The organism is Pseudohaliea rubra DSM 19751, from assembly GCF_000764025.1.
GTDB lineage: Bacteria > Pseudomonadota > Gammaproteobacteria > Pseudomonadales > Halieaceae > Pseudohaliea > Pseudohaliea rubra.
On the sequence record NZ_KN234770.1, the window covers coordinates 16428 to 40073 of the forward strand.

29 protein-coding genes are annotated in these 23646 nt (G+C 67.8%); 13 read left to right on the forward strand and 16 right to left on the reverse strand.

Translation table 11 applies throughout. The annotated features are described in order from the left end of the window. Nucleotides 1-20: 20 nt before the first annotated feature. The 4 genes from slmA to coaBC form a co-directional block, all read right to left on the reverse strand. Nucleotides 21-668, reverse strand: coding sequence for a nucleoid occlusion factor SlmA (slmA, locus tag HRUBRA_RS10065; protein WP_052094666.1), 648 nt, complete (start codon nucleotides 666-668; stop codon nucleotides 21-23). 65 nt (nucleotides 669-733) lie between these two features. Then, entirely contained in the window at nucleotides 734-1636 is a 903-nt protein-coding gene (argB, locus tag HRUBRA_RS10070; protein ID WP_035516798.1) for an acetylglutamate kinase, read from the reverse strand. Between the two features lie 21 nt (nucleotides 1637-1657). After that, nucleotides 1658-4144, reverse strand: coding sequence for a phosphomannomutase/phosphoglucomutase (locus HRUBRA_RS10075; protein WP_035516799.1), 2487 nt, complete (start codon nucleotides 4142-4144; stop codon nucleotides 1658-1660). A gap of 37 nt (nucleotides 4145-4181) precedes the next feature. Further along, on the reverse strand, nucleotides 4182-5405 hold the full coding sequence (coaBC, locus tag HRUBRA_RS10080; protein ID WP_035516801.1) for a bifunctional phosphopantothenoylcysteine decarboxylase/phosphopantothenate--cysteine ligase CoaBC: 1224 nt from the start codon (nucleotides 5403-5405) through the stop codon (nucleotides 4182-4184). Nucleotides 5406-5507: 102 nt separating this feature from the next. Here coaBC and radC point away from each other — a divergent pair, with 102 nt between their 5' ends. The 5 genes from radC (at nucleotide 5508) to HRUBRA_RS10105 (ending at nucleotide 8058) form a co-directional block, all read left to right on the forward strand. After that, nucleotides 5508-6182 (forward strand): RadC family protein, encoded by a 675-nt coding sequence (radC, locus tag HRUBRA_RS10085; protein ID WP_035516803.1) that lies wholly within the window; start codon nucleotides 5508-5510, stop codon nucleotides 6180-6182. Nucleotides 6183-6321: 139 nt separating this feature from the next. Further along, nucleotides 6322-6558 (forward strand): 50S ribosomal protein L28, encoded by a 237-nt coding sequence (gene rpmB, locus HRUBRA_RS10090; protein WP_035516805.1) that lies wholly within the window; start codon nucleotides 6322-6324, stop codon nucleotides 6556-6558. A 26-nt stretch (nucleotides 6559-6584) separates the two neighbouring features. Continuing rightward, nucleotides 6585-6740, forward strand: a complete 156-nt coding sequence (gene rpmG, locus HRUBRA_RS10095) for a 50S ribosomal protein L33 (protein WP_035516806.1) — start codon at nucleotides 6585-6587, stop codon at nucleotides 6738-6740. A 76-nt stretch (nucleotides 6741-6816) separates the two neighbouring features. Next, on the forward strand, nucleotides 6817-7629 hold the full coding sequence (gene mutM, locus HRUBRA_RS10100) for a bifunctional DNA-formamidopyrimidine glycosylase/DNA-(apurinic or apyrimidinic site) lyase (RefSeq protein ID WP_035516844.1): 813 nt from the start codon (nucleotides 6817-6819) through the stop codon (nucleotides 7627-7629). Between the two features lie 57 nt (nucleotides 7630-7686). After that, a complete protein-coding gene (locus HRUBRA_RS10105) occupies nucleotides 7687-8058 on the forward strand; it encodes a hypothetical protein (protein WP_052094667.1) in 372 nt (123 codons plus the stop codon). 1 nt (nucleotide 8059) lies between these two features. Here HRUBRA_RS10105 and coaD read toward each other — a convergent pair whose 3' ends face one another. Further along, nucleotides 8060-8545, reverse strand: coding sequence for a pantetheine-phosphate adenylyltransferase (gene coaD, locus HRUBRA_RS10110; RefSeq protein WP_035516808.1), 486 nt, complete (start codon nucleotides 8543-8545; stop codon nucleotides 8060-8062). Nucleotides 8546-8587: 42 nt separating this feature from the next. After that, a complete protein-coding gene (rsmD, locus tag HRUBRA_RS10115; RefSeq protein WP_052094669.1) occupies nucleotides 8588-9184 on the reverse strand; it encodes a 16S rRNA (guanine(966)-N(2))-methyltransferase RsmD in 597 nt (198 codons plus the stop codon). A 73-nt stretch (nucleotides 9185-9257) separates the two neighbouring features. Here rsmD and ftsY point away from each other — a divergent pair, with 73 nt between their 5' ends. The 6 genes from ftsY to trmB all read left to right on the forward strand — a co-directional run bounded on the left by ftsY (nucleotide 9258) and on the right by trmB (nucleotide 14077). Then, nucleotides 9258-10355, forward strand: a complete 1098-nt coding sequence (ftsY, locus tag HRUBRA_RS10120) for a signal recognition particle-docking protein FtsY (protein WP_035516810.1) — start codon at nucleotides 9258-9260, stop codon at nucleotides 10353-10355. Between the two features lie 22 nt (nucleotides 10356-10377). Then, a complete protein-coding gene (gene ftsE, locus HRUBRA_RS10125) occupies nucleotides 10378-11040 on the forward strand; it encodes a cell division ATP-binding protein FtsE (RefSeq protein ID WP_035516811.1) in 663 nt (220 codons plus the stop codon). Beyond that, nucleotides 11040-12008: a permease-like cell division protein FtsX gene (gene ftsX, locus HRUBRA_RS10130; RefSeq protein ID WP_035516814.1), complete on the forward strand. Its 969-nt coding sequence runs from the start codon at nucleotides 11040-11042 to the stop codon at nucleotides 12006-12008. Before ftsE ends, ftsX begins: the two co-directional genes overlap by 1 nt. Before the next feature lie 108 nt (nucleotides 12009-12116). After that, nucleotides 12117-12971: an RNA polymerase sigma factor RpoH gene (rpoH, locus tag HRUBRA_RS10135; protein ID WP_035516815.1), complete on the forward strand. Its 855-nt coding sequence runs from the start codon at nucleotides 12117-12119 to the stop codon at nucleotides 12969-12971. Nucleotides 12972-12974: 3 nt separating this feature from the next. Then, nucleotides 12975-13355 (forward strand): DUF423 domain-containing protein, encoded by a 381-nt coding sequence (locus HRUBRA_RS10140; protein ID WP_035516817.1) that lies wholly within the window; start codon nucleotides 12975-12977, stop codon nucleotides 13353-13355. Nucleotides 13356-13372: 17 nt separating this feature from the next. Beyond that, nucleotides 13373-14077, forward strand: a complete 705-nt coding sequence (trmB, locus tag HRUBRA_RS10145; protein WP_035516818.1) for a tRNA (guanosine(46)-N7)-methyltransferase TrmB — start codon at nucleotides 13373-13375, stop codon at nucleotides 14075-14077. Here trmB and hemW read toward each other — a convergent pair. From hemW to HRUBRA_RS10180, 7 genes are all read right to left on the reverse strand, one after another. Continuing rightward, nucleotides 14074-15213, reverse strand: a complete 1140-nt coding sequence (gene hemW / locus HRUBRA_RS10150; protein ID WP_035516819.1) for a radical SAM family heme chaperone HemW — start codon at nucleotides 15211-15213, stop codon at nucleotides 14074-14076. The genes trmB and hemW overlap by 4 nt on opposite strands. After that, on the reverse strand, nucleotides 15210-15824 hold the full coding sequence (gene rdgB, locus HRUBRA_RS10155; protein ID WP_035516821.1) for an RdgB/HAM1 family non-canonical purine NTP pyrophosphatase: 615 nt from the start codon (nucleotides 15822-15824) through the stop codon (nucleotides 15210-15212). The genes hemW and rdgB overlap by 4 nt, the downstream gene beginning before the upstream one ends. Further along, nucleotides 15821-16411, reverse strand: a complete 591-nt coding sequence (metW, locus tag HRUBRA_RS10160) for a methionine biosynthesis protein MetW (protein WP_035516824.1) — start codon at nucleotides 16409-16411, stop codon at nucleotides 15821-15823. The genes rdgB and metW overlap by 4 nt, the downstream gene beginning before the upstream one ends. Then, complete coding sequence (gene metX, locus HRUBRA_RS10165) at nucleotides 16411-17556, reverse strand: homoserine O-succinyltransferase MetX (protein ID WP_035516825.1); 1146 nt, start codon at nucleotides 17554-17556, stop codon at nucleotides 16411-16413. Before metX ends, metW begins: the two co-directional genes overlap by 1 nt. Nucleotides 17557-17566: 10 nt before the next feature. Then, on the reverse strand, nucleotides 17567-18154 hold the full coding sequence (locus HRUBRA_RS10170) for a YggT family protein (protein ID WP_035516827.1): 588 nt from the start codon (nucleotides 18152-18154) through the stop codon (nucleotides 17567-17569). A gap of 26 nt (nucleotides 18155-18180) precedes the next feature. Next, nucleotides 18181-19002, reverse strand: coding sequence for a pyrroline-5-carboxylate reductase (proC, locus tag HRUBRA_RS10175; RefSeq protein WP_035516830.1), 822 nt, complete (start codon nucleotides 19000-19002; stop codon nucleotides 18181-18183). A gap of 72 nt (nucleotides 19003-19074) precedes the next feature. After that, on the reverse strand, nucleotides 19075-19839 hold the full coding sequence (locus HRUBRA_RS10180) for a YggS family pyridoxal phosphate-dependent enzyme (protein WP_407681017.1): 765 nt from the start codon (nucleotides 19837-19839) through the stop codon (nucleotides 19075-19077). Between HRUBRA_RS10180 and HRUBRA_RS10185 the strand changes: the two genes are divergently transcribed. Together HRUBRA_RS10185 and HRUBRA_RS10190 are read left to right on the forward strand one after the other, a co-directional pair. Continuing rightward, on the forward strand, nucleotides 19832-20866 hold the full coding sequence (locus tag HRUBRA_RS10185; protein ID WP_035516831.1) for a type IV pilus twitching motility protein PilT: 1035 nt from the start codon (nucleotides 19832-19834) through the stop codon (nucleotides 20864-20866). The genes HRUBRA_RS10180 and HRUBRA_RS10185 overlap by 8 nt on opposite strands. Nucleotides 20867-20911: 45 nt before the next feature. Beyond that, nucleotides 20912-22024: a PilT/PilU family type 4a pilus ATPase gene (locus tag HRUBRA_RS10190; RefSeq protein ID WP_035516832.1), complete on the forward strand. Its 1113-nt coding sequence runs from the start codon at nucleotides 20912-20914 to the stop codon at nucleotides 22022-22024. A 15-nt stretch (nucleotides 22025-22039) separates the two neighbouring features. Here the strand turns inward: HRUBRA_RS10190 and ruvX are convergent, their stop codons facing one another. The 3 genes from ruvX to HRUBRA_RS10205 form a co-directional block, all read right to left on the reverse strand. Beyond that, nucleotides 22040-22462, reverse strand: a complete 423-nt coding sequence (ruvX, locus tag HRUBRA_RS10195) for a Holliday junction resolvase RuvX (protein ID WP_035516834.1) — start codon at nucleotides 22460-22462, stop codon at nucleotides 22040-22042. Between the two features lie 5 nt (nucleotides 22463-22467). Continuing rightward, the gene (locus HRUBRA_RS10200) at nucleotides 22468-23043 is read right to left on the reverse strand and encodes a YqgE/AlgH family protein (protein ID WP_035516836.1); all 576 of its coding nucleotides are present in this window, start codon (nucleotides 23041-23043) and stop codon (nucleotides 22468-22470) included. Nucleotides 23044-23075: 32 nt separating this feature from the next. Then, nucleotides 23076-23646: energy transducer TonB (locus HRUBRA_RS10205; RefSeq protein ID WP_144244447.1), on the reverse strand; the 571-nt coding region annotated here is incomplete at its 5' end.

Sequence of the window (23646 nt, forward strand, 5' to 3'; positions counted from 1 at the left end):
TTCCCGATTGAAGCCGTTTCTCAGGGCGCGCCGGGTTCCGGCCGCGGCTCGCCCTGGTCGTCGCGCAGGGGACGTGGCACTTCCCGGAAGAAACCCTCAAGGAGAAAAGCAAGCTGCGTCGGCCAGTCCGCCGTGGGGCTGCGGCGGAAGCCGCTGCGCACGAACTGTGTCATGCGTCCCTCGGCGCTGGCCATGAGCAGGTTGGCCGCCACCGGCAGCGGCAGCACCGGGCGCAGACCCTCGTGCAGCTCTGCCTCCCGCAGCACCTGGCGCAGCTGGGTCTCGTAGCGCTCGAAGAGCTGTACCACGCGCTGGTGCAGCCGCAGATTCTCACCGGCAAGGGCGTCGCCGGTCATGATGCGGGAAATACCCGGGTTGTGCTCCACGAAGCTGAGCAGCAGCCCGAGCATGTGCTCGCAGCGCGCCGAGGCCGCGGGCTGTTCGCGCAGGATCAGCGCTATGCGCTCGAAGAGACTGTCTTCGATGAACTCGATGAGCCCCTCGAACATTTTCGACTTGCTGGGAAAGTGTCGGTAGAGCGCGGCTTCGGAGACGCCGACGCGCTCGGCGAGCTTTGCCGTGGTAATACGATCGCCGGGGTTCGCCTCGAGCATCTCCGCCAGCGCCTCGAGGATCTGCTGGCGGCGCTGGGACTTTCGTTGCGGCATGGGCGGGGGCTCTTCCTCGGGGACCCCCATCGTAGCTAGAGACCGGTGACCCTGCAATACGCCGCTCAGGCGCCCCGGCTGGTGATCTTGGTTCCCATGCCCTCGTCCGTGAAGATCTCCAGCAACACCGCGTGGGGTACGCGGCCGTCGACGATATGGGCGCTGGCGACGCCGGACTTGACCGCCTCCAGAGCGCAGCCGATTTTCGGCAGCATGCCGCCGTGTACGGTGCCGTCGGCGATGAGGGCGTCCACTTCGACGGTGCTGAGGCCGGTGAGGACCTTGCCCTCGCCGTCCATGAGGCCGGCGACGTTGGTCAGCAGCATGAGTTTCTCGGCCTGCATGACCTGGGCAAGCTTGCCCGCCACGATGTCGGCGTTGATGTTGTAGCTCTGGCCCTCCTCATCGCAGCCGATCGGCGCGATCACAGGGATGAAGTTGCTGCCGAGGATCACGTTCAGCATCTCCGTGTCCACCTGCCGGACCTCGCCCACGTGGCCGATATCGATGATTTCCGGGGCTTTTAGCTCCGGCCCGCGGCGCTCAATGGTCAGCCGCCGGGCACGGATGAGCTGGCCGTCCTTGCCGGTGACGCCGATGGCCTTGCCGCCGCTGCGGTTGATGGAGGCGACGATCTCCTTGTTCACCCTGCCACCGAGCACCATCTCCACCACATCCATGGTCTGCGAGTCCGTGACCCGCATGCCGTCCACAAACTCGCTCTGGATATTCAGCCGCTTGAGCAGCGAGCCGATCTGCGGACCGCCGCCGTGGACCACTACCGGATTCATGCCGACAAGCTTCATCAGCACGATGTCACGGGCAAAGCTCTCGTGCAGCAGGGGGTCGACCATGGCATTACCGCCGAATTTGACGACGATGGTTTTGCCCGTGAAGCGCTGGATGTAGGGCAGCGCCTCGGTGAGGACCTGGGCGACCTGCATGGCGGCATCGGCGGAGAGTGACATGGCGTTCCCGGTATCGGTCGGTCAGAAATGGGGGTCGAGGTCCGGATGGATACTCGCGAGCTGTTCTCGAAACAGGTTCATGATGTCGTGCAGCACGGCTTCATCATCGCCCTCGAAGCGAGCGGTGAGCGCCGCCGAGGTGTTGGAGGCGCGGATCAATCCCCAGCCTCGAGGGTAGTCCACCCGGACGCCGTCGAGGTCGTTGATGCGCCCGTCGCCGAAGTCCCCCTCGCTCCGCAAGGCCTCTACCAGCTGGAACTTCTTGCTGTCGTCCACGGGGATGAGGATCTCGGGGGTGCTTGCGGAATACGTGAACTGCTTGAGGAGCGCGTCCAGGGAGCCCTCGCTGCTGCTGACGATTTCGGCCAGCCGCGCGGCGGCATAGAGACCGTCATCGAAGCCGAACCAGCGCTCGCCGAAGACCATGTGTCCGGAGAATTCGCCGCCCACTAACGCGCCGGTTTCCGCCACTTTTTCCTTGATGTGCGTGTGGCCCGTACGCCAGAGTACCCCGCGGCCGCCGAGGCTGGTGACCAGCTGGGCAAGGTTGCGCGAGCACTTCACGTCGTAGACCACGTCGGCCCCCGGGTTGCGGGTAATCACGTCGCGGGCGAAGAGCATGAGCAGATAGTCGGCGTCCACGATCTCGCCGCTGCCGGTCACCGCTGCCACCCGGTCACCATCGCCGTCCAGGGCGATGCCGAAGTCTGCGCCTTCCCGGCGCACCGTCTCCTGCAGGTCTGCGAGGTTGGCCGCCACGCTCGTGTCGGGCGAGTGGTTCGGGAAGCTGCCGTCAATGTCGCAATACAGCGGCACGACTTCGCAGCCGAGCTCCTCGAAGAGGGTTGGCGCGAGGTGGCCGGTAGCGCCGTTACCGGCGTCAATGACGATCTTCAGGGGCATGGCAATGGCGACATCGCTGACCACTTCGTCGAGGTAGTCCGAGGCGACGTCGCGCTGGAGCATGTGTCCGGTGCCCTGGCTGAACTTCCCGGAAAGCGCGATAGCCCGCAGGCGCTCGATGTCCCCGCTGGCCGGGGGCCTCTGCTCCAGGACCAGCTTGACGCCATTGTATTCCGGCGGATTGTGGCTGCCGGTCACGATGACAGCGGAGGTTGCTCCCTGGAGCTGGTGAGTCGCGAAGTAGGCCAGCGGCGTGGGCACCAGACCGATGTCAATCACATCCCTGCCCGCCTGCAGCAGCGCCCGCTCCAGCCCGGCTTTGATGCGGCCACTGCTTGCGCGCCCGTCGTAGGCGAGCACCAGGGTCTGCTCGCCTTTCTGCCCGGCCAGGGTGCCGATGGCCGCACCGATGCGGTAGACCGTGTCGTCATCCAGCTCTGTGTCGGCAATGCCGCGGATATCATAGGCCCGGAAGATGTGCTCGGGCAGTGCCGTTGCCGGCCCGGCAACGGCGGTGAGGGCCGGCGCACTGCCGCCGCTGGGCGGGGGCGGGGCAGTCAGCACGCGGGGTACGCTGCCCACGCCGTCCATGCGTGCCCGGCGCAGCGTCAGCTTGCGCAGGTTGCGGGCAATGGGTGCAAGCTCGGGCACCTGCAGGGTGTAAGGGGTGCGGTGCTGGGCGGCGGCCTCGGCCCGGGCGACTTCCCGGCGCAGGACCAGCGGATAGCGCTGCGCCACCAGGGCAAAGCCGGCGCTGCCGGTAAGCAGCAGCAGGAACACGGCAAGGAGCGGTTGCGAAACCTTGTCCTCAAGGGATTCGATCAGCATCTCGCCGGGAGTAAAAATGACGAACCAGGGTGTGCCCGCAACGGCCGCCCGTGCCACCCGGTCGCCCGCCGCGCCCCCGCCGACCTGTGTCTCCGTGTCGGCGCCCCGCCCCGGCAGTCGCTGTACCAGCGAGAACCGGCCGGCCCCATCGTCCGGGAGGGCCAGGCTGTCACGGAACAGGCGTTGGTCGTAACTGAGCAGCGCGACCAACCGGGCGCCGTTGCCGGCGAGCTGCCCACGCTCGGCGAAGGAGTAGAGCCAGCGCTCCGCGCTGCGGTAGGCCTCCGGCATGGGTCGCTCGCCGTTGGCGGCGCGGCGGACCAGGTCGATCTCGATATGGTTGCGCAGCCCCGCTTCGATCTTATCCAGACCGGCGGTGCCGCGATCATCCAGAGCGAGGAGGCGCAGCCCGAGGGCGCCGGGGAAGCCGGCGAGCGCGTCGTCCGCAGCCGCGGCGAGGGCTGCGGCGGAGGGGTCCGCCAGCCGTGCCGGGAGCTGCTCCGCGGCAAGCACCGATTGCAGCCGTGCCTGAAGTGCCTCAAGCTGTGCTGCTATCGCCTGGGCGCGATTTGCCGCATAGCCTGCAGCGACCTCATCGACCAGCGCCCGCTCCAGGGCCGGCTGGCGCAGAACCAGCAGCCAGACCAGGAGGAGCATGGCGGGAATGACGAGGAGCGCTGCGCCCTGGCGAAGGATGTTGTAGAGCGCGTTGCCCGCCGTGTCTATGCCGTGCACACGGCGACTGTCGCTATGGCGTTGCTGTTCTTTTTTAAGCATGGCAGCCGGCCCCCGCTACATCATAAACCGGCGTGCGTCACGGCGAAACGACAGCCGTGCCGCGGGCAGCCGCATAGCGGGCGGCGATGCGTTCGATAATGAGACGGGCGAGGCTGCCCTTGCCGGTCCTCGGCAGGGCTTCCTCACCCCCCGGCCAGAGCAGCGTCACGGCGTTATCGTCGCTGTTGAAACCGATACCTTCCGCTGCGACATCGTTGGCGACCACCAGATCAAGCCGTTTGCGCTCCAGCTTGCCGCGGGCGTAGGCGAGAAGATCCCGGGTCTCCGCGGCAAAGCCCACGGTGAAGGGCCGCGGCTCTGCCGCGGCGACGGTGGCGACGATGTCCGGGTTGCGCACCAGGGTGAGCGTCAGCTGCTCATCCTCCTTCTTTATTTTCTCGCCAGCGATCTGCGCCGGGCGGTAGTCAGCAACGGCGGCGCAGGCGATGAAGATGTCGCAAGCGGGTAGCGCAGCCAGGGAGGCGGCGAGCATGTCCTCGGCGCTCTCTACGTCCCGGCGCGCCACGTGGGCGGGCGTCTCCAGGGTGACCGGGCCGCTGATCAGGGTCGTGCGGGCACCGGCATCCACGCAGGCGGTGGCGAGGGCGAAGCCCATCTTGCCGGAGCTGTGGTTCGAGAGGTAGCGCACCGGGTCCAGGGCCTCCCGGGTCGGCCCGGCGGTGACGACGACGCGGAGCCCGGCGAGGGCACCGTGTTCGAAGAGGGCGGCGGCGTGCCCGGCGATAGCCTGCGGCTCGCTCATGCGCCCGGTACCCACGTCGCCGCAGGCCTGGTCCCCGGCCGCGGGGCCGATCCGGTGCACCCCCCGCCCCTCGAGGGTGGCTATATTCGCGGTGGTGGCCGGATCGGCCCACATCTGCTGATTCATGGCCGGCGCCAGCAGTAACGGGGCGGCTGTAGCGAGCGCGACGGTGGTCAGCAGATCGTCGGCGCGGCCGGCGGCGAGGCGGGCGATGCAGTCGGCGGTGGCCGGGGCGATGAGCAGAAGATCCGCCCAGCGGGCGAGCTCTATGTGGCCCATGCCGCGCTCGGCCTCTGCGTCGAGAAGGTCCCGATGCACCGGATGCGTGGACAGCGCCTGCAGCGTGAGCGGCGTAATAAAGGCTTCGGCACCGCGGGTCATGATCACGCGCACGTCGGCGCCGCGTGCCTGCAGTTCGCGCACGAGGAAGGCGGCCTTGTAGGCGGCAATGCCGCCGCAGACGCCAAGGACGACATTGCGATTGAAAAGATGTGCCATCGCGGGCCCCGGGCTGGGAAAATCGGGCAAGTGAAGGATGGGAAGATAGCACAGGGCTTCCCGCCGGACACGGCTCGCGACAGCCCAGGGAGGGGCGGAACCATGGCGATCGGCGACTGGCCGCGGGGCGAGGGCCCGCGGGAGAAACTGCATCTGCACGGCCCGGGTGTGCTCTCCGACGCGGAACTCCTCGCGGTGGTGCTGCGCACGGGCCGGCGTGGTCTAAGTGCCCTCGGCCTTGCCTGCGCGCTCCTCGAGCGGGCCGGCGACCTCGCCGGGGTGCTCGCCATGGATGCCGCCGCGCTCGAGGCGGAGCCCGGGATCGGTAGCGCCAAGGTTGCTCAGCTCCAGGCTGCCGTAGAGCTCGCCCGACGCAGCGTCGAGCAGCAGCTGCGGCGGGGCAATGTCATGAGCAGCCCGCGGCACACCCGGCGCTTTCTGCAGCACCACCTCGCGAGCCGCAGCCGCGAGGTCTTTACCTGTCTGTTCCTGGACAGCCAGCACCGGCTGCTGCGCTGCGAAGACCTCTTCCTCGGGACCCTCGACGGCGCCGCGGTCTATCCCCGGGAGGTGGCCGTGCGCGCCCTGCAGCACCGGGCGGCGGCAGTGATTCTCGCCCACAATCACCCCTCCGGCGTTGCCGAGCCAAGCCATGCGGACCGGCGCATCACCGAGCGGCTGCAGGCCGGCCTGGGCCTGCTGGATATCCGCGTGCTCGACCACGTCATTGTCGGCCGCGGCGAGGCCTTCTCTTTTGCCGAGCAGGGACTCTTGTAGCGGGCCCCATTAGTCCTTGCGGACGCCCTGGCCTTCTGGTATAAAGTCGCGCTCCGCGCGGCAGGCCCCCCGATTGACGGGCAGGTACGCTCCGCCGCCGCACCGTTTTTCAGGCCTCCGGGTCCCCAAGGAGACAACGATGGCACGAGTCTGTCAGATCACCGGCAAGCGCCCGGTCACCGGTAACAACGTATCGCACGCCAAGAACCGGCGTCGCCGCCGCTTTCTGCCGAACCTGCACCAGCATCGTTTCTGGGTGGAGTCAGAGAAGCGCTTCGTGGCGCTGCGCGTATCCAGCAAGGGCATGCGCATCATCGACAAGAAAGGTATCGAGACCGTCCTGGGCGAAATGCGCGCCCGCGGCGAGAAGTTCTGAACACGGCTGGCTGAAGGAGCACGATCATGAGAGAAAAGATCCGCATGAATTCCACCGCCGGCACCGGGCATTTCTACACCACGGACAAGAACAAGCGCACCACGCCGGACAAGCTTGAAATGAAGAAGTTCGATCCCGTCGTTCGGAAGCACGTGATCTACAAGGAAGGCAAGATCAAGTAAGGCGCTTGCGAGCACCCAGGACCCCGGCACCGCGTCGGGGTTTTTTTTGCCCGGTTTTCCTGTCGAGGCCGACGCCGTGCCCGAGCTCCCCGAAGTCGAAACCACCCGCCGCGGTCTTGCTCCGCACGCCGTGGGCGAGCGGGTTCTCGCCGTCACCGTCCGCGAGCCCAGGCTCCGCTGGCCTGTGGATCCGGCGCTGCCCGCGGCGCTTGCCGGTCAGCGCATCGAGGCCATCGACCGGCGCGCCAAATACCTGCTCCTGCGCACCGGCGCCGGGCGCCTCATGGTGCATCTGGGTATGTCCGGCTCCCTGCGCGTGCTCCCGGCCGGCACGGCCCCGGCGGCGCACGACCATATTGATATCGTGCTCGGCAGCGGCCTGGTCCTGCGCTACAACGATCCGCGTCGCTTCGGCAGCTTTCACTGGCTTCCCGGCGACGACGACCACCCGCTGCTCGCCCACCTCGGTCCCGAACCCCTGGGCGATGGCTTTGACGGCACCTACCTGTACCGCCTTTCCCGCGGCCGGCGCGCCCCGGTCAAGGTTTTCATTATGGACGCGCGCGTGGTGGTGGGCGTGGGCAATATCTACGCCGCCGAATCCCTGTTTCTGGCCGGCATCACCCCGCGGCGCCCGGCCGGGCGCATTGCCGCGGCGCGTTACAGCGCCCTCGCGGGACACATCCGCGCCGTGCTGACGGCCGCCATCGCCCAGGGCGGCACTACGCTCCGGGACTTCGTCGGCACCGACGGGCGCCCGGGCTACTTTGCGCAGCAACTATGGGTCTACGGTCGGGGCGGTGAGTCCTGCCGGCGCTGCGGGGCGCCGCTCCGGGAGTGTCGCATAGCCCAGCGGGCCAGCGTTTACTGCGTAGCCTGCCAGCGGTGAACGGGCTACACTGTTTTCGTCAGAGGTAGCGGATCAGCCGGTCCGGGGGAGAGAAGCATGGATCTTCGCAAGCGCCTTACCGGGGGGCTGCGCGCCGTCAGGTGGCCACTGCCCGTTCTTTTGCTGGCACTGCTGGTCGCCGTGCCTGCGACTCACGCCCAGCCGGTGGATGAGAAGCCCGACCCCTTCGCTATGGTCGGCGATCTTGTGGTCGCGCGGCCCATCGGCCTTGCGATGACCGCGGTAGGCGCCGCGGCCTTCGTGGTCAGCCTGCCGTTCACTGCCCTCGCCGGGCACGTGAGTGAAGCGGCCGAGACCCTCGTGCTTGGGCCCGGCGAGGCGACCTTCGTGCGCTGTCTCGGTTGCACCGAGCCCGGCTATACCTACAAGGACAAGGAGCTCCGGGACGCCCGCGGGCAGAACGAGTGAGCTAGTCCGCGAAGCGCGCCGCCAGCGCATCGGCGACGGCTGCGGGCACGAAAGGCTCGACGTTGCCATTCAGGGCGGCAATCTCCCGCACCAGCGACGACGAGATATAGGACAGGTGCTCCGAGGGCGTCAGGAAAATGCTCTCGAATTCCGGGTACATGGCCCGGTTCATGTTCGCCAGCTGGAACTCGTACTCGAAGTCCGCCACAGCCCTCAGGCCGCGCAGTACGCAGCGCGCGCCCAGGCCCCGGGCGAAATCCGTGAGCAGGTTGCTGAAACCCTGCACTTCCACATTCGGCAGGTGCGCGAGGGAGGCCTCACAGAGGGCAACGCGCTGTTCGAGGTCGAAGAGCGGAGTTTTCTTCTCGCTCCAGGCGATGGCCACAACCACGCGGTCGAAGAGCCGGGCGGCGCGTTCCGCCAGGTCCACATGCCCGTTGGTGATCGGGTCGAAGGTCCCCGGGTAGATCACCGTTTCCCGACTCATAGCAGTGGCTCCCAGCCGCTGAAGGCGCCGATGGTAAACAATTCATCCGGGGGCCACAAACGGCCGGTAGAGCCCGAACTGCACGCCGCCGCTCCTGCCGTTGCGGTGGCAGGTCCAGCTGTCCGGCAGCAGCGCCGCGGGATCGCGCTGATCCGTCTCGACGTAGACGAGGCTGTCACTGTGGCAAAGGGGTGTGAGGCTGGCGCTGGCCCTAGCGAGCGCGTCGCCGGCGAAGGGTGGATCGAGGAACACCACGTCGAAGGGTCCGCTGCCGTGGCTGAGGAAGCGCTCGGCACGCTCGCAGCGGCAGTCCGCGCGGTCCCGCGCGTCGAGGCTGTCGAGGACGGCGCAGAGGCGGTCCATGGCCTGCCGGTCGCTGTCCACGAAGGTGACTGCCCCGGCCCCCCGGGACAGGGCTTCGAGGCCCAGGGCGCCACTGCCGGCGAAGAGGTCGAGGCAGCGCGCCCCCGGCACGACTGCCTGCAGCCAGTTGAAAAGGGTCTCGCGTACGCGATCCGCGGTGGGCCGCAGCCCCGGCCGGTCTGCCACGGCCAGGCGGCGCCCCCGCCACTGGCCGCCGATAATGCGTATTCCCCCGCCCGCGCGGGCGCGCGCATGTTGTCTGCGGCCTGCCGCCATTTTTCCCGCCTGTGCCACGGTGATAGCATAGGCACCCCGCGGGCGCCCGCCCGCGCACTCTAGCACGGCTGACATGAAGTTCTTCAAGCGCAGGAAAGGCGCTGCCGACGAGGGCGCCGAGGCGCCCGCGAGCGACAGCGCCGCAACCGGGGAGACCCCCGCTGAAAGCCCTCCCAACCGTACGCCGGAGGCTCCCGCGGACCCGACGCCGGCCCCGGGTACCCCCCCGCCGGGGGCCGTTGAAACAACCCGGCCGGGCTTCTTTGCGCGGCTGCGGCGCGGTCTCGGGCGTACCGGTGACAACCTCGTCGCCGGCCTTGGCAACCTGTTCCTTGGCCGCAAGGAGATCGATGCGGAGCTCCTCGAGGAGCTTGAGTCCCGGCTGCTGCTTGCGGATGTGGGCGTCGATGCGACCCTGCACATCATCGAGCGGCTGACGCAGCGCGTATCGCGCAAGGAGCTGACCGAGCCTGCGGCCCTGCGTGAGGCCCTGCGCGAAGAGCTGCAGGCAATTCTCGAGCCCTGTGAGCAGCCCCTGTCCGTTGCCGGCGCAGCGCCCTATGTGATCCTCATGGTCGGCGTGAACGGCGTCGGCAAGACCACCACCATCGGCAAGCTGGCCCGGCGTTTTCAGGACGAGGGCCGCTCGGTGATGCTCGCGGCGGGCGATACCTTCCGCGCCGCCGCCGTGGAGCAGCTGCAGGTCTGGGGTCAGCGCCACGATGTGCCGGTGATCGCCCAGCACACAGGAGCCGACAGCGCTTCGGTGCTCTTCGACGCCTTTGCCGCGGCCCGGGCCCGGGGCGTGGATGTGCTCATTGCCGATACCGCCGGGCGTCTGCACAACAAAGAGCACCTCATGGACGAACTGCGCAAGGTTGTGCGCGTCCTCGGCAAGCAGGATCCGGCTGCGCCCCACGAGATAATGCTGGTGCTCGATGCGGGTACCGGGCAGAACGCCCTCGCTCAGGCTGACCATTTCACCGAGGCCGTGGGCGTGACCGGCCTCACGCTCACCAAGCTCGACGGTACGGCCAAGGGCGGGATCATCTTCGCCATTGCCCGCAAGCTTGGCTTGCCGATTCGTTTCATCGGTGTCGGCGAGACGGCGGAAGACCTGCGTCCCTTCGCCGCTGGCGAGTTCATCGACGCGCTTTTCGACCGGGACTAGTTGTGACCCCGGGCCTTCAGCCGTGATCAGCTTCGAGCGTGTCAGCAAGCGCTACGAGGGGGGGCACGATGCGCTCCGGGACGTTTCTTTCGAGATCGGCGCCGATGAGCTGGTCTTTCTCACCGGCCACTCCGGCGCCGGCAAGACCACGCTCCTGCGCCTCGTGATGCTGCTGGAGCAGCCGACCCGGGGGCGGGTGCTGGTCGCCGGTCGCGACCTGTCGCGTATCACCCGGCGCGCTATCCCTGCGCACCGGCGGGAGGTCGGTGTGGTTTTCCAGAATCATCGGCTGCTCTTTGATCGCAGCGTTTTCGACAATGTCGCCCTGCCTCTGTATATCGCCGGCTATGACCACCGGGAAATCGGCAAGCGCGTGCGCGCGGCCCTCGACAAGGTTGGTCTGCTGCGGCAGGAGCGGGCCATGCCCGTGACCCTCTCCGGCGGTGAACAGCAACGGGTGGGTATTGCCCGCGCGGTGGTCGGCCGGCCCCCGGTGCTCCTTGCCGACGAGCCTACGGGCAACCTCGATCCGGCCCTGTCGGCGGAGATCATGACCCTTTTCGAGGATTTTTCCCGGGTTGGCGTCACCGTACTCATCGCCAGCCACGATCTGGCCCTGATTTCCCGGCTGCGCCATCGCATCATTACCTTGCGCGAGGGGCGCCTGGTGGGGGCTCCGGCCTGATGGCGGCCCGACCCGCAGCGCGCCGTGATGGGGCCCGGGTTCAGCGCACGCGCCTGTCCCACCGGATGTCGGCCTGGGTCCGTCACCACCGCCTGTCTGCGGCCGACAGCCTGCGCCGTGTGCTTGAGCGGCCTGCCGCGAGTCTGCTGACCTGGCTGGTGGTGGGCATCGCCCTGGCTCTGCCGGTGACCCTGGCCCTGTCGCTGGACAACCTGCGTGCCCTCGGCGGCCGTGTGGATACGCAGGCGCAGCTTTCCGTGTTCCTGAATCCCGCTGTCGACACGGCGGAAGGCAAGGCCCTGGCGGCGGAGCTGGGCGCTCGCCCGGCCATCGCCGGGGCGACCTTCCGTTCCCGGGAGGATGCCCTGGCCGAGTTCCGGGCCCGCGCCGGTTTCAGCGATGTGCTTGGCGGCCTGGAGGACAACCCGCTGCCCCATCTGTTGCTGCTGGTCCCCCGGGAGCCGGCCCGGTCCGCGGCGCTTGCGGAGGAGCTCTCTGCCCTTGTGGCGGTCGACGAGGTAGTGCTTGATCTGGCCTGGCTTGAGCGGCTGCAGCGGCTTACGGCGCTGGGGCGACGCCTGGTGCTGGTCGCGGCGCTGCTGCTCGCCGCCGGGGTGCTTCTGGTGCTGGGCAACACGATCCGCCTTGCCGTGGAGGGTCGGCGCGAGGAGATCGAGGTCACCCGGCTCGTGGGCGCTTCCGATGCCTTCGTGCGCCGGCCCTTTCTTTACTCGGGGCTCTGGTACGGTATCGGTGGCGGTGCTGTTGCAGCGATCCTGGTGGCGGGGATGTTCGCAGCCCTGCGCCGTCCGGTGGCGCAGCTCGCCGCCGCCTATGGCGCGGACTGGCGTCTTGCAGGCCTCGGGCTCGTCGACGCCTTCGGCCTGGTACTCGCCGGCGGCGCTCTTGGTCTCATCGCGGCCTGGCTCGCCGTCGGGCGGCACCTGCGGTTGGACCCCGGGGGTTGAGCAAGTCGCTGAAAAAACGAGAAATTCCTGTCGCCAGGGAACTTCCGGAAAATTAGCACTCTAACGCCCTGAGTGCTAAAATCGGGGATCAGTCTGGAGGGGAAACGCATGAGCACCCAGCTACAGCCCATCGATCAGATGGCGCCGGGCGCCAATCTTGCCGCCTACGTACAGGCCGTGGCCAGTATCCCGGTGCTGAGTGTCGAGCGCGAGCAGGAGCTCGCCCGGCAGCTTTACTATCAAGAGAGCGTGCAGGCCGCGCGCGAACTGGTCATGTCCCATCTCCGCTTTGTGGTGCACATCGCTCGCAGTTACAGCGGCTACGGCCTGGCGGAGGCGGACCTGATCCAGGAAGGCAATGTCGGCCTGATGAAAGCCGTGAAGCGCTTTGATCCGGAAAAAGGCGTCCGCCTGGTGTCCTTCGCCGTGCATTGGATCAAGGCGGAGATTCACGAATACATTCTGCGCAACTGGCGCATTGTCAAGGTGGCCACGACCAAGGCCCAGCGCAAGCTGTTCTTCAACCTGCGCAGCGCCAAGAAGAGCCTCGCCTGGCTCACTGCCGAAGAGGCTCAGGCCGTTGCCGACGATCTCGGTGTCAAGGTGCAGGAAGTCCAGCGCATGGAAGGCCGGCTCTCGAGTCGGGATCTCGCCTTCGACGCCCCGGCGGACAGCGACGACGAGGACGGTTGGCAGGCGCCCCAGTACTATCTCGAGGATCAGGGCGGTGACCCGGCGGCTGCCGTGGAGTCCGAGGACTGGCGTGCGCAGAGCGAGGGCCGGCTGCAGAGCGCACTCCGCGACCTCGATGAACGCAGCCGCGATATCGTCGCCCGGCGCTGGCTCGCCGATGAAAAGGCTACGCTGCACGAACTGGCTGCCGATTACGGGATCTCTGCGGAGCGCGTGCGCCAGCTTGAACAGGCGGCCATGAAGAAGCTCCGGACGGCCATCGCGGCCTGACCTGTGGCGGCCAAACTCTTCCTTTCCCTGGGCGCCCTGGCCGGTCTGCTGGCCGTCGCCCTCGGTGCCTTCGGCGCTCACGCGCTGCGCGGGCACCTCGATGACTACGCCCGCGGTGTCTTTGAGACCGCGGTGCAGTATCACTTCTACCACGCTCTGGCCCTCGTTCTGGTCGGCGTACTTCTGCTCTCGCAACCGGCAACGACCCTGCTGAAGTCCAGCGGCTGGCTGTTCCTCATCGGTATCGCCGTTTTCTCCGGCAGCTTGTATCTGCTCGCTATCACCGGTACCAAGTGGCTCGGCGCCGTGACGCCCCTCGGCGGTCTTGCCTTCCTTGCCGGCTGGGGCTGTCTTGCCGCAGCGTCCTGGAAACTTCTGCCCTGAGGGGCGCGAGCTGTTCCGTGACAGAAGACCCCCCGCGCGCGCAGCGCCCGATCCGCAGCTTTGTGCTCCGCCACGGGCGCATGACCACGGCACAGCGCCGGGCCTACGAGGCGGGCTGGGCGCGCTTCGGTATTGACTTCAAGCCGGTGCCTCTGGACGTCGATGCGCTGTTCGGCCGGCCCGGCCCCCGGGTGCTGGAGATCGGCTTCGGCATGGGACACTCCCTCGCCGCGATGGCTGCGGCGGCGCCGGACCGCAACTTCCTCGGCATCGAGGTGCACCGTCCGGGGGTGGGAAAGCTCCTGCACCTGATGCAGGAGCAAGGGCTCACTAACGTGCGGGTGCTGTGCCACGACGCAGTGGAAGTGCTCACCGACTGCATCGCCCCGGATTCCCTCGACACACTGCAGGTCTTCTTCCCGGATCCCTGGCACAAGAAGCGGCATCACAAGCGGCGCCTGATCCAGCCACCCTTCACTGCGCTTGCCGCCTCCCGGCTCAGCCCGGGGGGGCTGTTCCACCTGGCCACGGACTGGGAGGACTACGCCGAGCAGATGCTGGCCGTGCTCTCGGCCTGCCCGCTGCTCAGGAATACGGCGCCCGAGGGCGGGTATGCGCCGCGCCCGGAAAGCCGGCCCCTGACCAAATTCGAGCAGCGCGGGGAGCGCCTTGGGCACGGCGTCCGGGATCTGCTTTTCGAGCGCATACCGGCTGCGGTCTAAGCGTCGAAGAACGCACCGACCACATCGTCGAGAAAGCTGAGCCCCAGCGGCGTCGTAGCTAGTCGCGCCGGGTCGTCTACCAGCAGTCCCCGGGCCACCAGCTGCGCGATGGTGCCGGCGATGACGACGTCGTCCAGTCCCGTGGCTGCGGTAAAGTGTGCCCGCGGTACCCCCTCCACGAGGCGCAGGGCATTGAGCATGAATTCACCGGCAAGGTCCGCGGTTTCGAGGCAGCGCTCGCTGGCAGTGAAGGTGCCGGGGTCGGCCGCCAGGTAGGTCTCCGGCTGGCGGCGCTTGGCGTAGCGCCGGATGCGTCCATCGCTCCCGATCACCTTGCCGTGCGCACCGGCGCCGATGGCGAGATAGTCACCGAAAGTCCAGTAGCCCAGATTGTGCCGGCAACGCCGGCCCGGCCGGCTCCAGGCGGAGACCTCGTAGCGTGTGTAGCCGGCCCGCGCGAGCAGCTTTCTCCCCTCGCTTTCAAGCTCACTGAGGATCGCCTCGCCGGGCAGCACCGGCGGCCGCCGGTGAAACACCGTATTCGGCTCGATGGTGAGCTGGTACCAGGACAGGTGTTCCGGTGCCAGGGCTATAGCCGTCTCGAGGTCCGCAAGGCCCGCTTCCCTGCTCTGCTGCGGCAGCCCGTGCATCAGGTCCAGGTTGAGGTTGTCGAAGCCCGCCGAGCGCGCCGCGGTGACCGCCGCCAGGGCCTGCGCGCGGTCGTGGACGCGGCCCAGGCGCTCCAGGGCCGCATCGTCGAAGCTCTGGATGCCGAGCGACAGGCGATTCACGCCGGCGCGGCGGAAGGCCGCGAACTTTGCCGCCTCGGCGCTCCCGGGATTGGCTTCCAGGGTGATCTCTGCATCCGGCGCCAGGACCACACGCTCGCTGATGCCCTGTAGCAGCCGCTCGATCGCCGCCGCCGAAAAGAGGCTCGGCGTGCCGCCGCCGATGAATACGGTGTCCACCGTGCGGTCGGTGACCGTCGCCGCCTCGCCGGCGAGGTCTGCCAGCAGTGCCGTGACGTAGGCCTCTTCCGGCAGGTGCTCGCGCTCGTGGGAGTTGAAGTCGCAATAGGGGCACTTGCGCTCGCACCAGGGCAGGTGCACGTAGAGCCCCAGCGGTGGGGCCTTCACGGCGCTGCGTCGGTCGCCTGGAGGGCGGCGAGGAGCGCTGCGCTGGCCCGGGCGCGGTGACTCAACCGGTTTTTTTCCTCTGCCGGAAGCTCCGCTGCGGACACGGCCAGGCCCTCCGGTTGAAAGAGCGGGTCATAGCCGAAGCCGCCGCCGCCACTCGCCGCCGTGCGAATGCTGCCTGGCCAGCGTCCCTCGGCGATCACCGGTGTGGGATCGTCGCTCCTGCGCAGGTACACCAGGGCGCAGTGGAAATGGGCTGTGCGCCCTGCTGCCGGTACGCCGGCGAGAGCCTCGAGTAACCTGGCGTTGTTTGCCGCGTCGCCTTCGCCGGCGCCAGCCATGCGGGCATAGCGGGCCGAGTAGATACCCGGTGCGCCGCCGAGCGCATCCACGGCCAGGCCCGAGTCGTCGGCGATCGCCGGCAGCCCCGTGTGTGCCGCGGCGGCCCGCGCCTTGAGGATGGCGTTTTCGATAAAAGACAGCCCTGTCTCCGCCACCTCCGGGACCCCGAACTCGTCCTGGGGCCGCAGGGTGACGCCGAGCGGCGCCAGGGTGCGTGCGAGTTCGGCGAGCTTGCCGCGGTTGCCGCTGGCGACGACGATCTCGGTCATGCGGGCCTCGTGAGGTGGTAAATGGCGGTCTGGGCAAAGAGATTCGGCCAGGCCCGCGCAAGCATCGAGCTGCCGGCGCCGACCATGTCGCGGGCGAGGATACGGACACCCTGTTCCGCACAGAGCTGCTCGAAGTCGCGGACGGTGCAGAAGTGGATGTTCGGTGTGTCGTACCAGCGGTAGGGGAGAAACCTGGACACGGGCATGCGGCCGCGGGTGGTCAGATGCAGCCGGCAGCGCCAGTGGCCGAAATTGGGAAAGGTGACAATGCCCTGGCGACCCACACGCAGCATTTCCGCCAGCACCCGGTCCGGGTAGTGCATGGCCTGCAGGGCGTGGGCGAGTACCACGGTGTCGAAGCTCTGGTCCGGGAAGTTCGCCAGCCCCTGGTCCAGGTCCTGCTGCACGATGTTCAGGCCCTTGCCGACCGCGCGGGTGAGGTTGTCCTGGTCGATTTCAATGCCGGTGCCGGCGGCGCCACGCTCGTCGCGCAGGCGCTTGAGGAATTCGCCATCGCCACAGCCGAGGTCCAGGACCCGGGAGCCCGGGTCGATCCAGCGCACGATGTGGGTCAGGTCCTGGCGCATCAGCTCACCGCCACCTGCTGCAGGTAGGCGCGAAACAGCGCCAGGTAGCGGGGGATGGGCATGAGGAAGGCATCGTGGCCCTCGTTGGCCTCGATCTCCGCGTAGCTGACTTCCCGACGTGCGGCGATGAGGGCGTCGACGATCTCCCGGGAGCGCGCCGGCGGGAAACGCCAGTCCGTGGAGAAGGACAGCACGAGGAAGCGGCAGCATGCCGCTTCGAAGGCGGCTACCGGGTCGTCGCCGTATTCCCGTGCGAGGTCGAAGTAGTCCAGCGCCTGGGTCATGAGGATATAGGTGTTGGCATCGAAGCTGTCGGAGAAGCGCGAGCCCTGGTAGCGCAGGTAGCTCTGCACTTGGAATTCCACCGGCTCGTCGCCGCCGATGTCGAGGCTGCCGGAGCGCAGCTCGCGCCCGAACTTGCTGGCCATGGCGTCGTCCGACAGGTAAGTGATATGCCCGACCATGCGGGCGAGGGCCAGCCCCCGGGCCGGCACCTTGCCGGCGTGCAGATAGTGGCCGTCCTCGAAGTCCGGATCAGACTGGATTGCCTGGCGGGCCACCTCGTTGAAGGCCAGGTTCTGCGCCGAGAGCTTCATGGCCGCGGCGATGACGATGCAGTGGCGAAGCCGTCGGGGGTAGAGCAGGGCCCAGCGCATGGCCTGCATGCCGCCAAGGCTGCCGCCGATCACTGCAGCCCAGCAGTCGATGCCGAGGGCGTCGGCGAGCCGGGCCTGGCTATGGACCCAGTCGCGCACCCGCAGCGGCGGGAACTCGGGGCCCCAGGGCTGTCCTGTGGCCGGATTGGTTGATGCCGGCCCTGTGGAGCCGTGGCAGCCGCCAAGGTTGTTCAGGGAAACGACAAAGAACCGTTCTGTGTCGATCGGCTTGCCGGGGCCGATGCACTCGTCCCACCAGCCGGCCTTGCGGTCGTCCACGCTGTGCCGCCCGGCGGCATGGTGGTGGCCGGAAAGGGCATGACAGACAAGGATGGCGTTGTCCTTCGCGGCGTTGAGCTTGCCGTAGGTCTCGTAGATCAGCTCATAGGTGGGCAGCACACGCCCGCAGGCGAGCGTCAGCGGCTCGTCGAAGTGCGCGGTCTGCGGCGTGACCAGACCGACGGAGCGGGCATCGGAGGCTAGGGCCACCGGTCTGCCGTCACACGCCCATGACCAGCGCCGGGTGCAGGCCGACGCCGGCCGCCATGTGGCGCAGGGCGATCTGCAGCACGTTGATCAGGATGAAGACGAGGATTGGCGAGAAGTCGAGCCCACCCATGGCCGGCAGGACGCGCCGCACCGGTGCCATCACCGGTTCCGTGAGCTGCCAGAGCAGCAGCAGGGCCGGATGCCGGCTGGTGGGGGCGACCCAGCTGATGATGATCATGGCCAGCAGGGCAAAAAAGTAGATGTTCACGAGCAGCCCGAGCACACCGATCACCGACCAGGCGACGATCAGCGTCGGGCCCACGAGCCCTGCACCGTGGAGCAGGAGCAGGGTAATGATGCCGAGGGCCTGCAGCACCACGGCGAGCGCCAGGGAAGCGCTGTCGAAACGACCGAAGGCCGGGAACAGGCGCCGCGCGGGCCGCACCAGCGGGTTGGTGACGCGTACTACGAACTGGCTGATGGGATTATAAAAATCCGCCCGGGCAAAGTGGAACAGGAAGCGCAGGAGCATGACCAGGAGGTATAGGCTCAGGGCGGTCTGGACCAGGTAGGCGAAAATCTCGTTGATGGCGCTCATGGGGTCGTTATCCTTGCGGGCGGGGGTCAGCCGAGTTCGTCGGCCATTTCCTTCGAGCGGGCGAGACAGGCGGTCATGGCCCGTGCGACCGTGGCTTCGAGCTCATCGCTCTGGAAGCTGGCGATGGCGCGCTCGGTGGTGCCGCCGGGGGAGCATACCCGGCGTCGCAGCTCGGCGAGGCCGATGCCGCTCTCGGCGGCCATGCGTGCGGCGCCGAGGCAGGTCTGGGCGGTAAGGGCCGTAGCCGTCTCGGCGTCCAGGCCCAGGCGCTGTCCCTCGGCGGCCATGGCCTCCATAAACAGGAAAAAATAGGCCGGGCCGCTGCCGGAAACGGCAGTGACGGCGTGCAGGTCATCTTCGCTGTCGACCCAGCGCACCAGGCCGACGGCGGAGAGGATGGTGCCGGCGTGGGCGCGCTGCGCTGCGCTCACCGCGGCGGTCGCGTAGAGCCCGCTGGCCCCGGCGCCGAGGAGCGCCGGTGTGTTGGGCATGCAGCGGATCACCGGCACGCCGGGGCCGAGCCAGCGCTCCAGGCTGGCTACAGGAATGCCGGCGGCGATGGAGAGGGCAACGGCGCCGCCCCCGGCCAGGGCCGGCGCGATGTCGATGCATACGCGCGCCATAACCTGCGGCTTAACGGCCAGGATGACCACATCGGCGCCGGTCACTGCCTCGCGGTTGTCGCTGCCGGTGGCCACCGGGGCCACCTCGCGCAAGCGCGCCAGGCTCTCCGGCGACGGGTCGCTCGCGCTGATGGTACTCGCCGGGTGTCCCTCTGCAACCAGTCCGCCGATGATGCTGGCCGCCATGTTGCCGGCGCCGATAAATGCGATGCGGATCTCTGCCACGGCTAGGGCCCTGATAGCTGGGGAAACCGGCGAGTATACACGCCGCTGTCGCGGTAAATCACGTGCGCTGAATCAGGTGCCCCGGGGGCCGAAGATGGCGGTGCCGATGCGCACCAGGGTCGCGCCTTCGGCGATCGCCGCCTCGAGGTCTGCGGACATACCCATGGACAGCGTGTCGAGGCCCGGCAGGGTCTCGCGGAGGCTGGCGAAGAGAGCCGCCAGCCGGGCGAGGGGTTCGCGCTGGCGGGCTTCGTCCTCGGCCGGCGCAGGAATGGCCATGAGCCCATGGAGCTCAAGGCGCGGCAGGGCGGCCACCGCGGCCGCCAGCGCCGGCAGCTCGTCGGGCTCCACCCCGGCTTTGCTCGCTTCGCCAGAGATATTTACCTGCAGGCAGACCTTCAGCGGCGGCAGCTCGGGCGGCCGCTGCTCGGACAGGCGCCGGGCGATCTTCAGCCGGTCAACGCTGTGCACCCAGTGGAAGTGCCCGGCGATGGCGCGGGTCTTGTTGGACTGGATCGGGCCGATGAAATGCCAGGACAGATCGAGGTCCGCGGTGGCCGCGATCTTGTCGATGGCTTCCTGCAGGTAGTTTTCGCCGAAATCACGCTGGCCCGCGGCGGCGGCGGCGCGGACAACCTCGACGGGGTGCGTTTTGCTCACGGCGAGGAGCCGGACCGTCGCCGGGTCCCGGCCGACTTTTTCCGCCGCAGCCCTGACCCGCTCCGAGACCTCTGCTATATTGCCCGCAATGCAATCCGCGTCCATGGCTGCATGGTAGCGTAAGGCGCCGGCTGCGGCGACCAGGGACGTGTGGAGAGGGACCGGAAGCATGGACATTACTGAACTCCTGGCGTTCAGCGCAAAGCAGGGTGCTTCGGATCTGCACCTTTCCGCCGGCTTGCCGCCCATGATCCGCGTCGATGGGGACGTACGCCGCATCAACCTGCCGCCGCTCGAGCACAAGCAGGTCCACGAGCTGCTGTACGACATCATGAACGACAGGCAGCGCAAGGACTACGAGGAATTCCTCGAGACCGACTTCTCCTTCGAGGTCCCGGGCGTTGCCCGCTTCCGGGTCAACGTTTTCAACCAGAATCGCGGCGCCGGCGGTGTTTTCCGGACCATTCCCTCCCGGGTCCTGACCATGGAAGACCTCAACATGGGCCAGGTTTTCCGCGATATCTGTATGCTGCCCCGGGGGCTTGTACTCGTGACCGGCCCCACGGGCTCGGGCAAGTCGACCACGCTGGCCGCGATGATCGATTACATCAACGACCACAAGTACGAGCACATCCTCACCATCGAGGACCCGATCGAGTTCGTCCACGAGAGCCGCAAGTGCCTGCTCAACCAGCGTGAGGTGCACCGCGACACCCTCGGCTTTGCCGAGGCCCTGCGCTCGGCGCTGCGCGAGGATCCGGATATCATTCTCGTCGGCGAGATGCGCGACCTCGAGACCATTCGTCTGGCGCTTACCGCCGCGGAGACCGGCCACCTCGTCTTCGGCACCCTGCACACCACCTCGGCAGCCAAGACCATTGACCGGGTCATCGACGTATTCCCGGCGGCGGAGAAATCCATGGTCCGCTCCATGCTGTCGGAATCGCTGCAAGCGGTGATTTCCCAAACCCTGCTCAAGCGGGTCGGCGGCGGCCGGGTGGCGGCGCACGAGATCATGCGTGCCACCTCCGCGATCCGGAACCTCATTCGCGAGGATAAGGTGGCGCAGATGTACTCGGCGATCCAGACGGGCCAGGCCGTGGGCATGCAGACCATGGACCAGTGCCTGAAGGAGCTGGTCGCCAAGCGAGTGATCACGCGCGACCACGCGCGGGAGAAGGCCCGCATCCCCGAAGACTTCTAGACCCCAGGGCTGACAGAGAGGTCACAGGCCATGAATCCACGGGCCATGAATGTTGAAGAGCTCATGCGGGAGGTCGTGGAGCGCAACGCGTCCGACGGCTTCCTCACGGCCCGGGCCTCCCCGGCGGTCAAGGTGGATGGACAGATCTACTCCCTCGACGTTCCGGCTCTCGGTGAGGAGGAGGTCAGGGAGCTCGTGCTCGGGACTCTTTCCGATGCGCAGAAGTCCGACTTTCTGCGCACCCACGAGTGCAACTATGCGCTCCAGTCCGAGGCCTATGGCCGCTTCCGCGCCAGCGCCTTTGTGCAGCGCGGCAATTGCGGCCTCGTTATCCGCCGTATCCAGACCCGGATCCCGCGGGTGGATGAACTGGATCTGCCGCCGATCATCGAGGAACTGGCGATGACCAAGCGCGGCCTGGTGATCTTCGTGGGGGGCACGGGCACCGGCAAGTCCACCTCCCTGGCCGCTATGGTCGGGCACCGCAACCGCAACTCCCGGGGCCATATCGTCACCGTGGAGGACCCGATCGAGTTCATCCACGACCATGCCGGCTGCCTGGTCACTCAGCGCGAGGTGGGCCTCGACACGATCTCCTTCGAGACTGCGCTGCAGAATGCCCTGCGCCAGGCGCCGGACGTGATCCTCATCGGAGAGGTGCGAAACGCAGAGACCATGTCCCATGCCCTGGCCTTCGCCGAAACGGGCCACCTGTGCCTGTGCACACTGCACGCTAATAACGCCAACCAGGCCCTGGATCGGATCCTCAGCTTCTTTCCGTCGGAGATGCACAACCAGGTGTGGATGGACCTGTCGCTGAACCTTAAGGCCATGGTCGCCCAGCAGCTGCTGCCGCGGAAGAGCGGCCCCGGGCGGGTGCCGGTGATGGAAGTGCTGCTGAACTCCGCGCTTATCTCGGACCACATCCGCAACGGCCAGGTGCACGAGATCAAGGGCGTTATCGCCCGCTCCAATGAGCAGGGCATGATGACCCTGGACCAGTCTCTGCTGGTGGCTTACAAGGAGGGCCTCATCAGCCGCGAGGAAGCGATCCGCAGCGCCGACTCGGCGAACGATGTGCGCCTCGGCATCAAGCTCCACGACAAGGGTCAGCGCGGCGTTGCCAGCCGGGTCAAGCTCACCATCGACGGCGCCTGAAGCCGGCTGCTGTTGCTAGCCGCTGCCGTCGAGCCAGCTGCGCAGGATGAGGCTGGCGGCGAGGCTGTCTACCGGGTCCCTGCGGTAATCCCCGCGGTGGCCCCGCTCCCGGGCCTCGGCCTTGGCCGCGTGGCTGGTCAGCCGCTCATCCACCAACTCCACGGTCTTGCCGAAGCGCCCGTGGAGGCGACGGGCGAAGCGCCGGGCCCGTTCGCCGATCTCGCTGGGCGTGCCGTCCATGTTCAGGGGGTCACCCACCAGCAGCAGATCCGGTTGCCATTCAGCGAGAAGCCTCTCGACCTGGTCCCAGGCCGGCTGTCCTTCCCTGGCCCGCAGCACCGTGAGAGGCTCACAAGTGCCGAGGACCGCGTTGCCCACGGCAACGCCGATCTGCGTGAGACCGAAATCAAAGGCCAGCAGGGTACGCACCGCTGTCACGGGCTTCAGGCGTGCCCCGCCTCGCTGCTGATGAGGTTCATGTCGATGCCAAGGCGCCCGGCGGCGGCCTGGAGCCGCTGCTCTGGCGGGGTGTGGAAGATGATTGCCGGGTCCGCCGGCAGCGTGAGCCAGCTGTTGCGGCTGATCTCTTCCTCGAGCTGCCCGGCGGACCAGCCCGCATAGCCGAGAGCGATGAGGTACTCCGCGGGCCCGTCGCCTGCGGCAATGGCGCGGAGGATATCCTGGGAGGTGGTAAGCATCAGTTCCTTCGTGACCCGAAGCGTCGCGTCCCAGCTCTCGGCGCCGTGCCGATGGAGGATGAAGCCGTGGTCCGTCTGCACCGGGCCGCCGGCCATGACGGGTATGCCACTGAAGTCGCTGCGGGTCTCTATCTCCAGGTGCTCAAAGATCTCGTCGAGGTCCAGGTCCAGCGGGCGGTTGATGACCAGGCCCATGGCGCCGGCCTCGCCGTGTTCGCAGATGTAGGTCACGCTGTGCGCGAAGATGCCCTCGTCGAGGCTGGGCATGGCAAGCAGGAAGTGATCCCGCAGGCACTGGCTGGAATGTCGGGTGATCGCCATAGGACCAGTTTGCCCCCAAAGGGCAGGGCCGGCTACCCCCCGGTGGGTGCAAAGTCCCAGGTGCGGATGATTTCCAGCTTGTCGGCTTTTGCGCGCAGCGCTGGGGGGAACGGGGCGTAGGGAGCAGCCAGGCGCACGATTTTCAGCGCCGCCTCATCGAGCACGGCGTAGCCGGAGGAGTCGAGGAGTTTCACGCTCTCGAGGCTGCCGTCGCTGCGCAGGAGCACCCGGAGGCGGAGGGTGCCGTAGAGCCCGTAGCGCAGGGACGCGCGCGGATACCAGGCGTTGCCGACGGTCTCCAGTCGCTCTCGCCAGGCCTGCAGGTAGTCGGCTTCCACGGCGCTCCTGGCGGATACGGCGGTGAGCGTGCGCACCCGCGGCGCGGTGGAACTGGCGTCTTCCTGGTTTTGCACCGAAGCCTCGAGGGCAGCGAGGCGACGCTGCAGGGCGGCCAGCCGCTCCGCGGTCTTGCCGCCGGCAGCGTTGCCGTGCTCCTGTAGCGCCTGCCGCTCGCCTTGCCGCGAGGTCAGCAGGGCACGGGCCACAGCACCGCCCTCGCCTGCCCCGCTGCTGGCGCGCTGCTCCGCCGGTTGCGTGGGCACC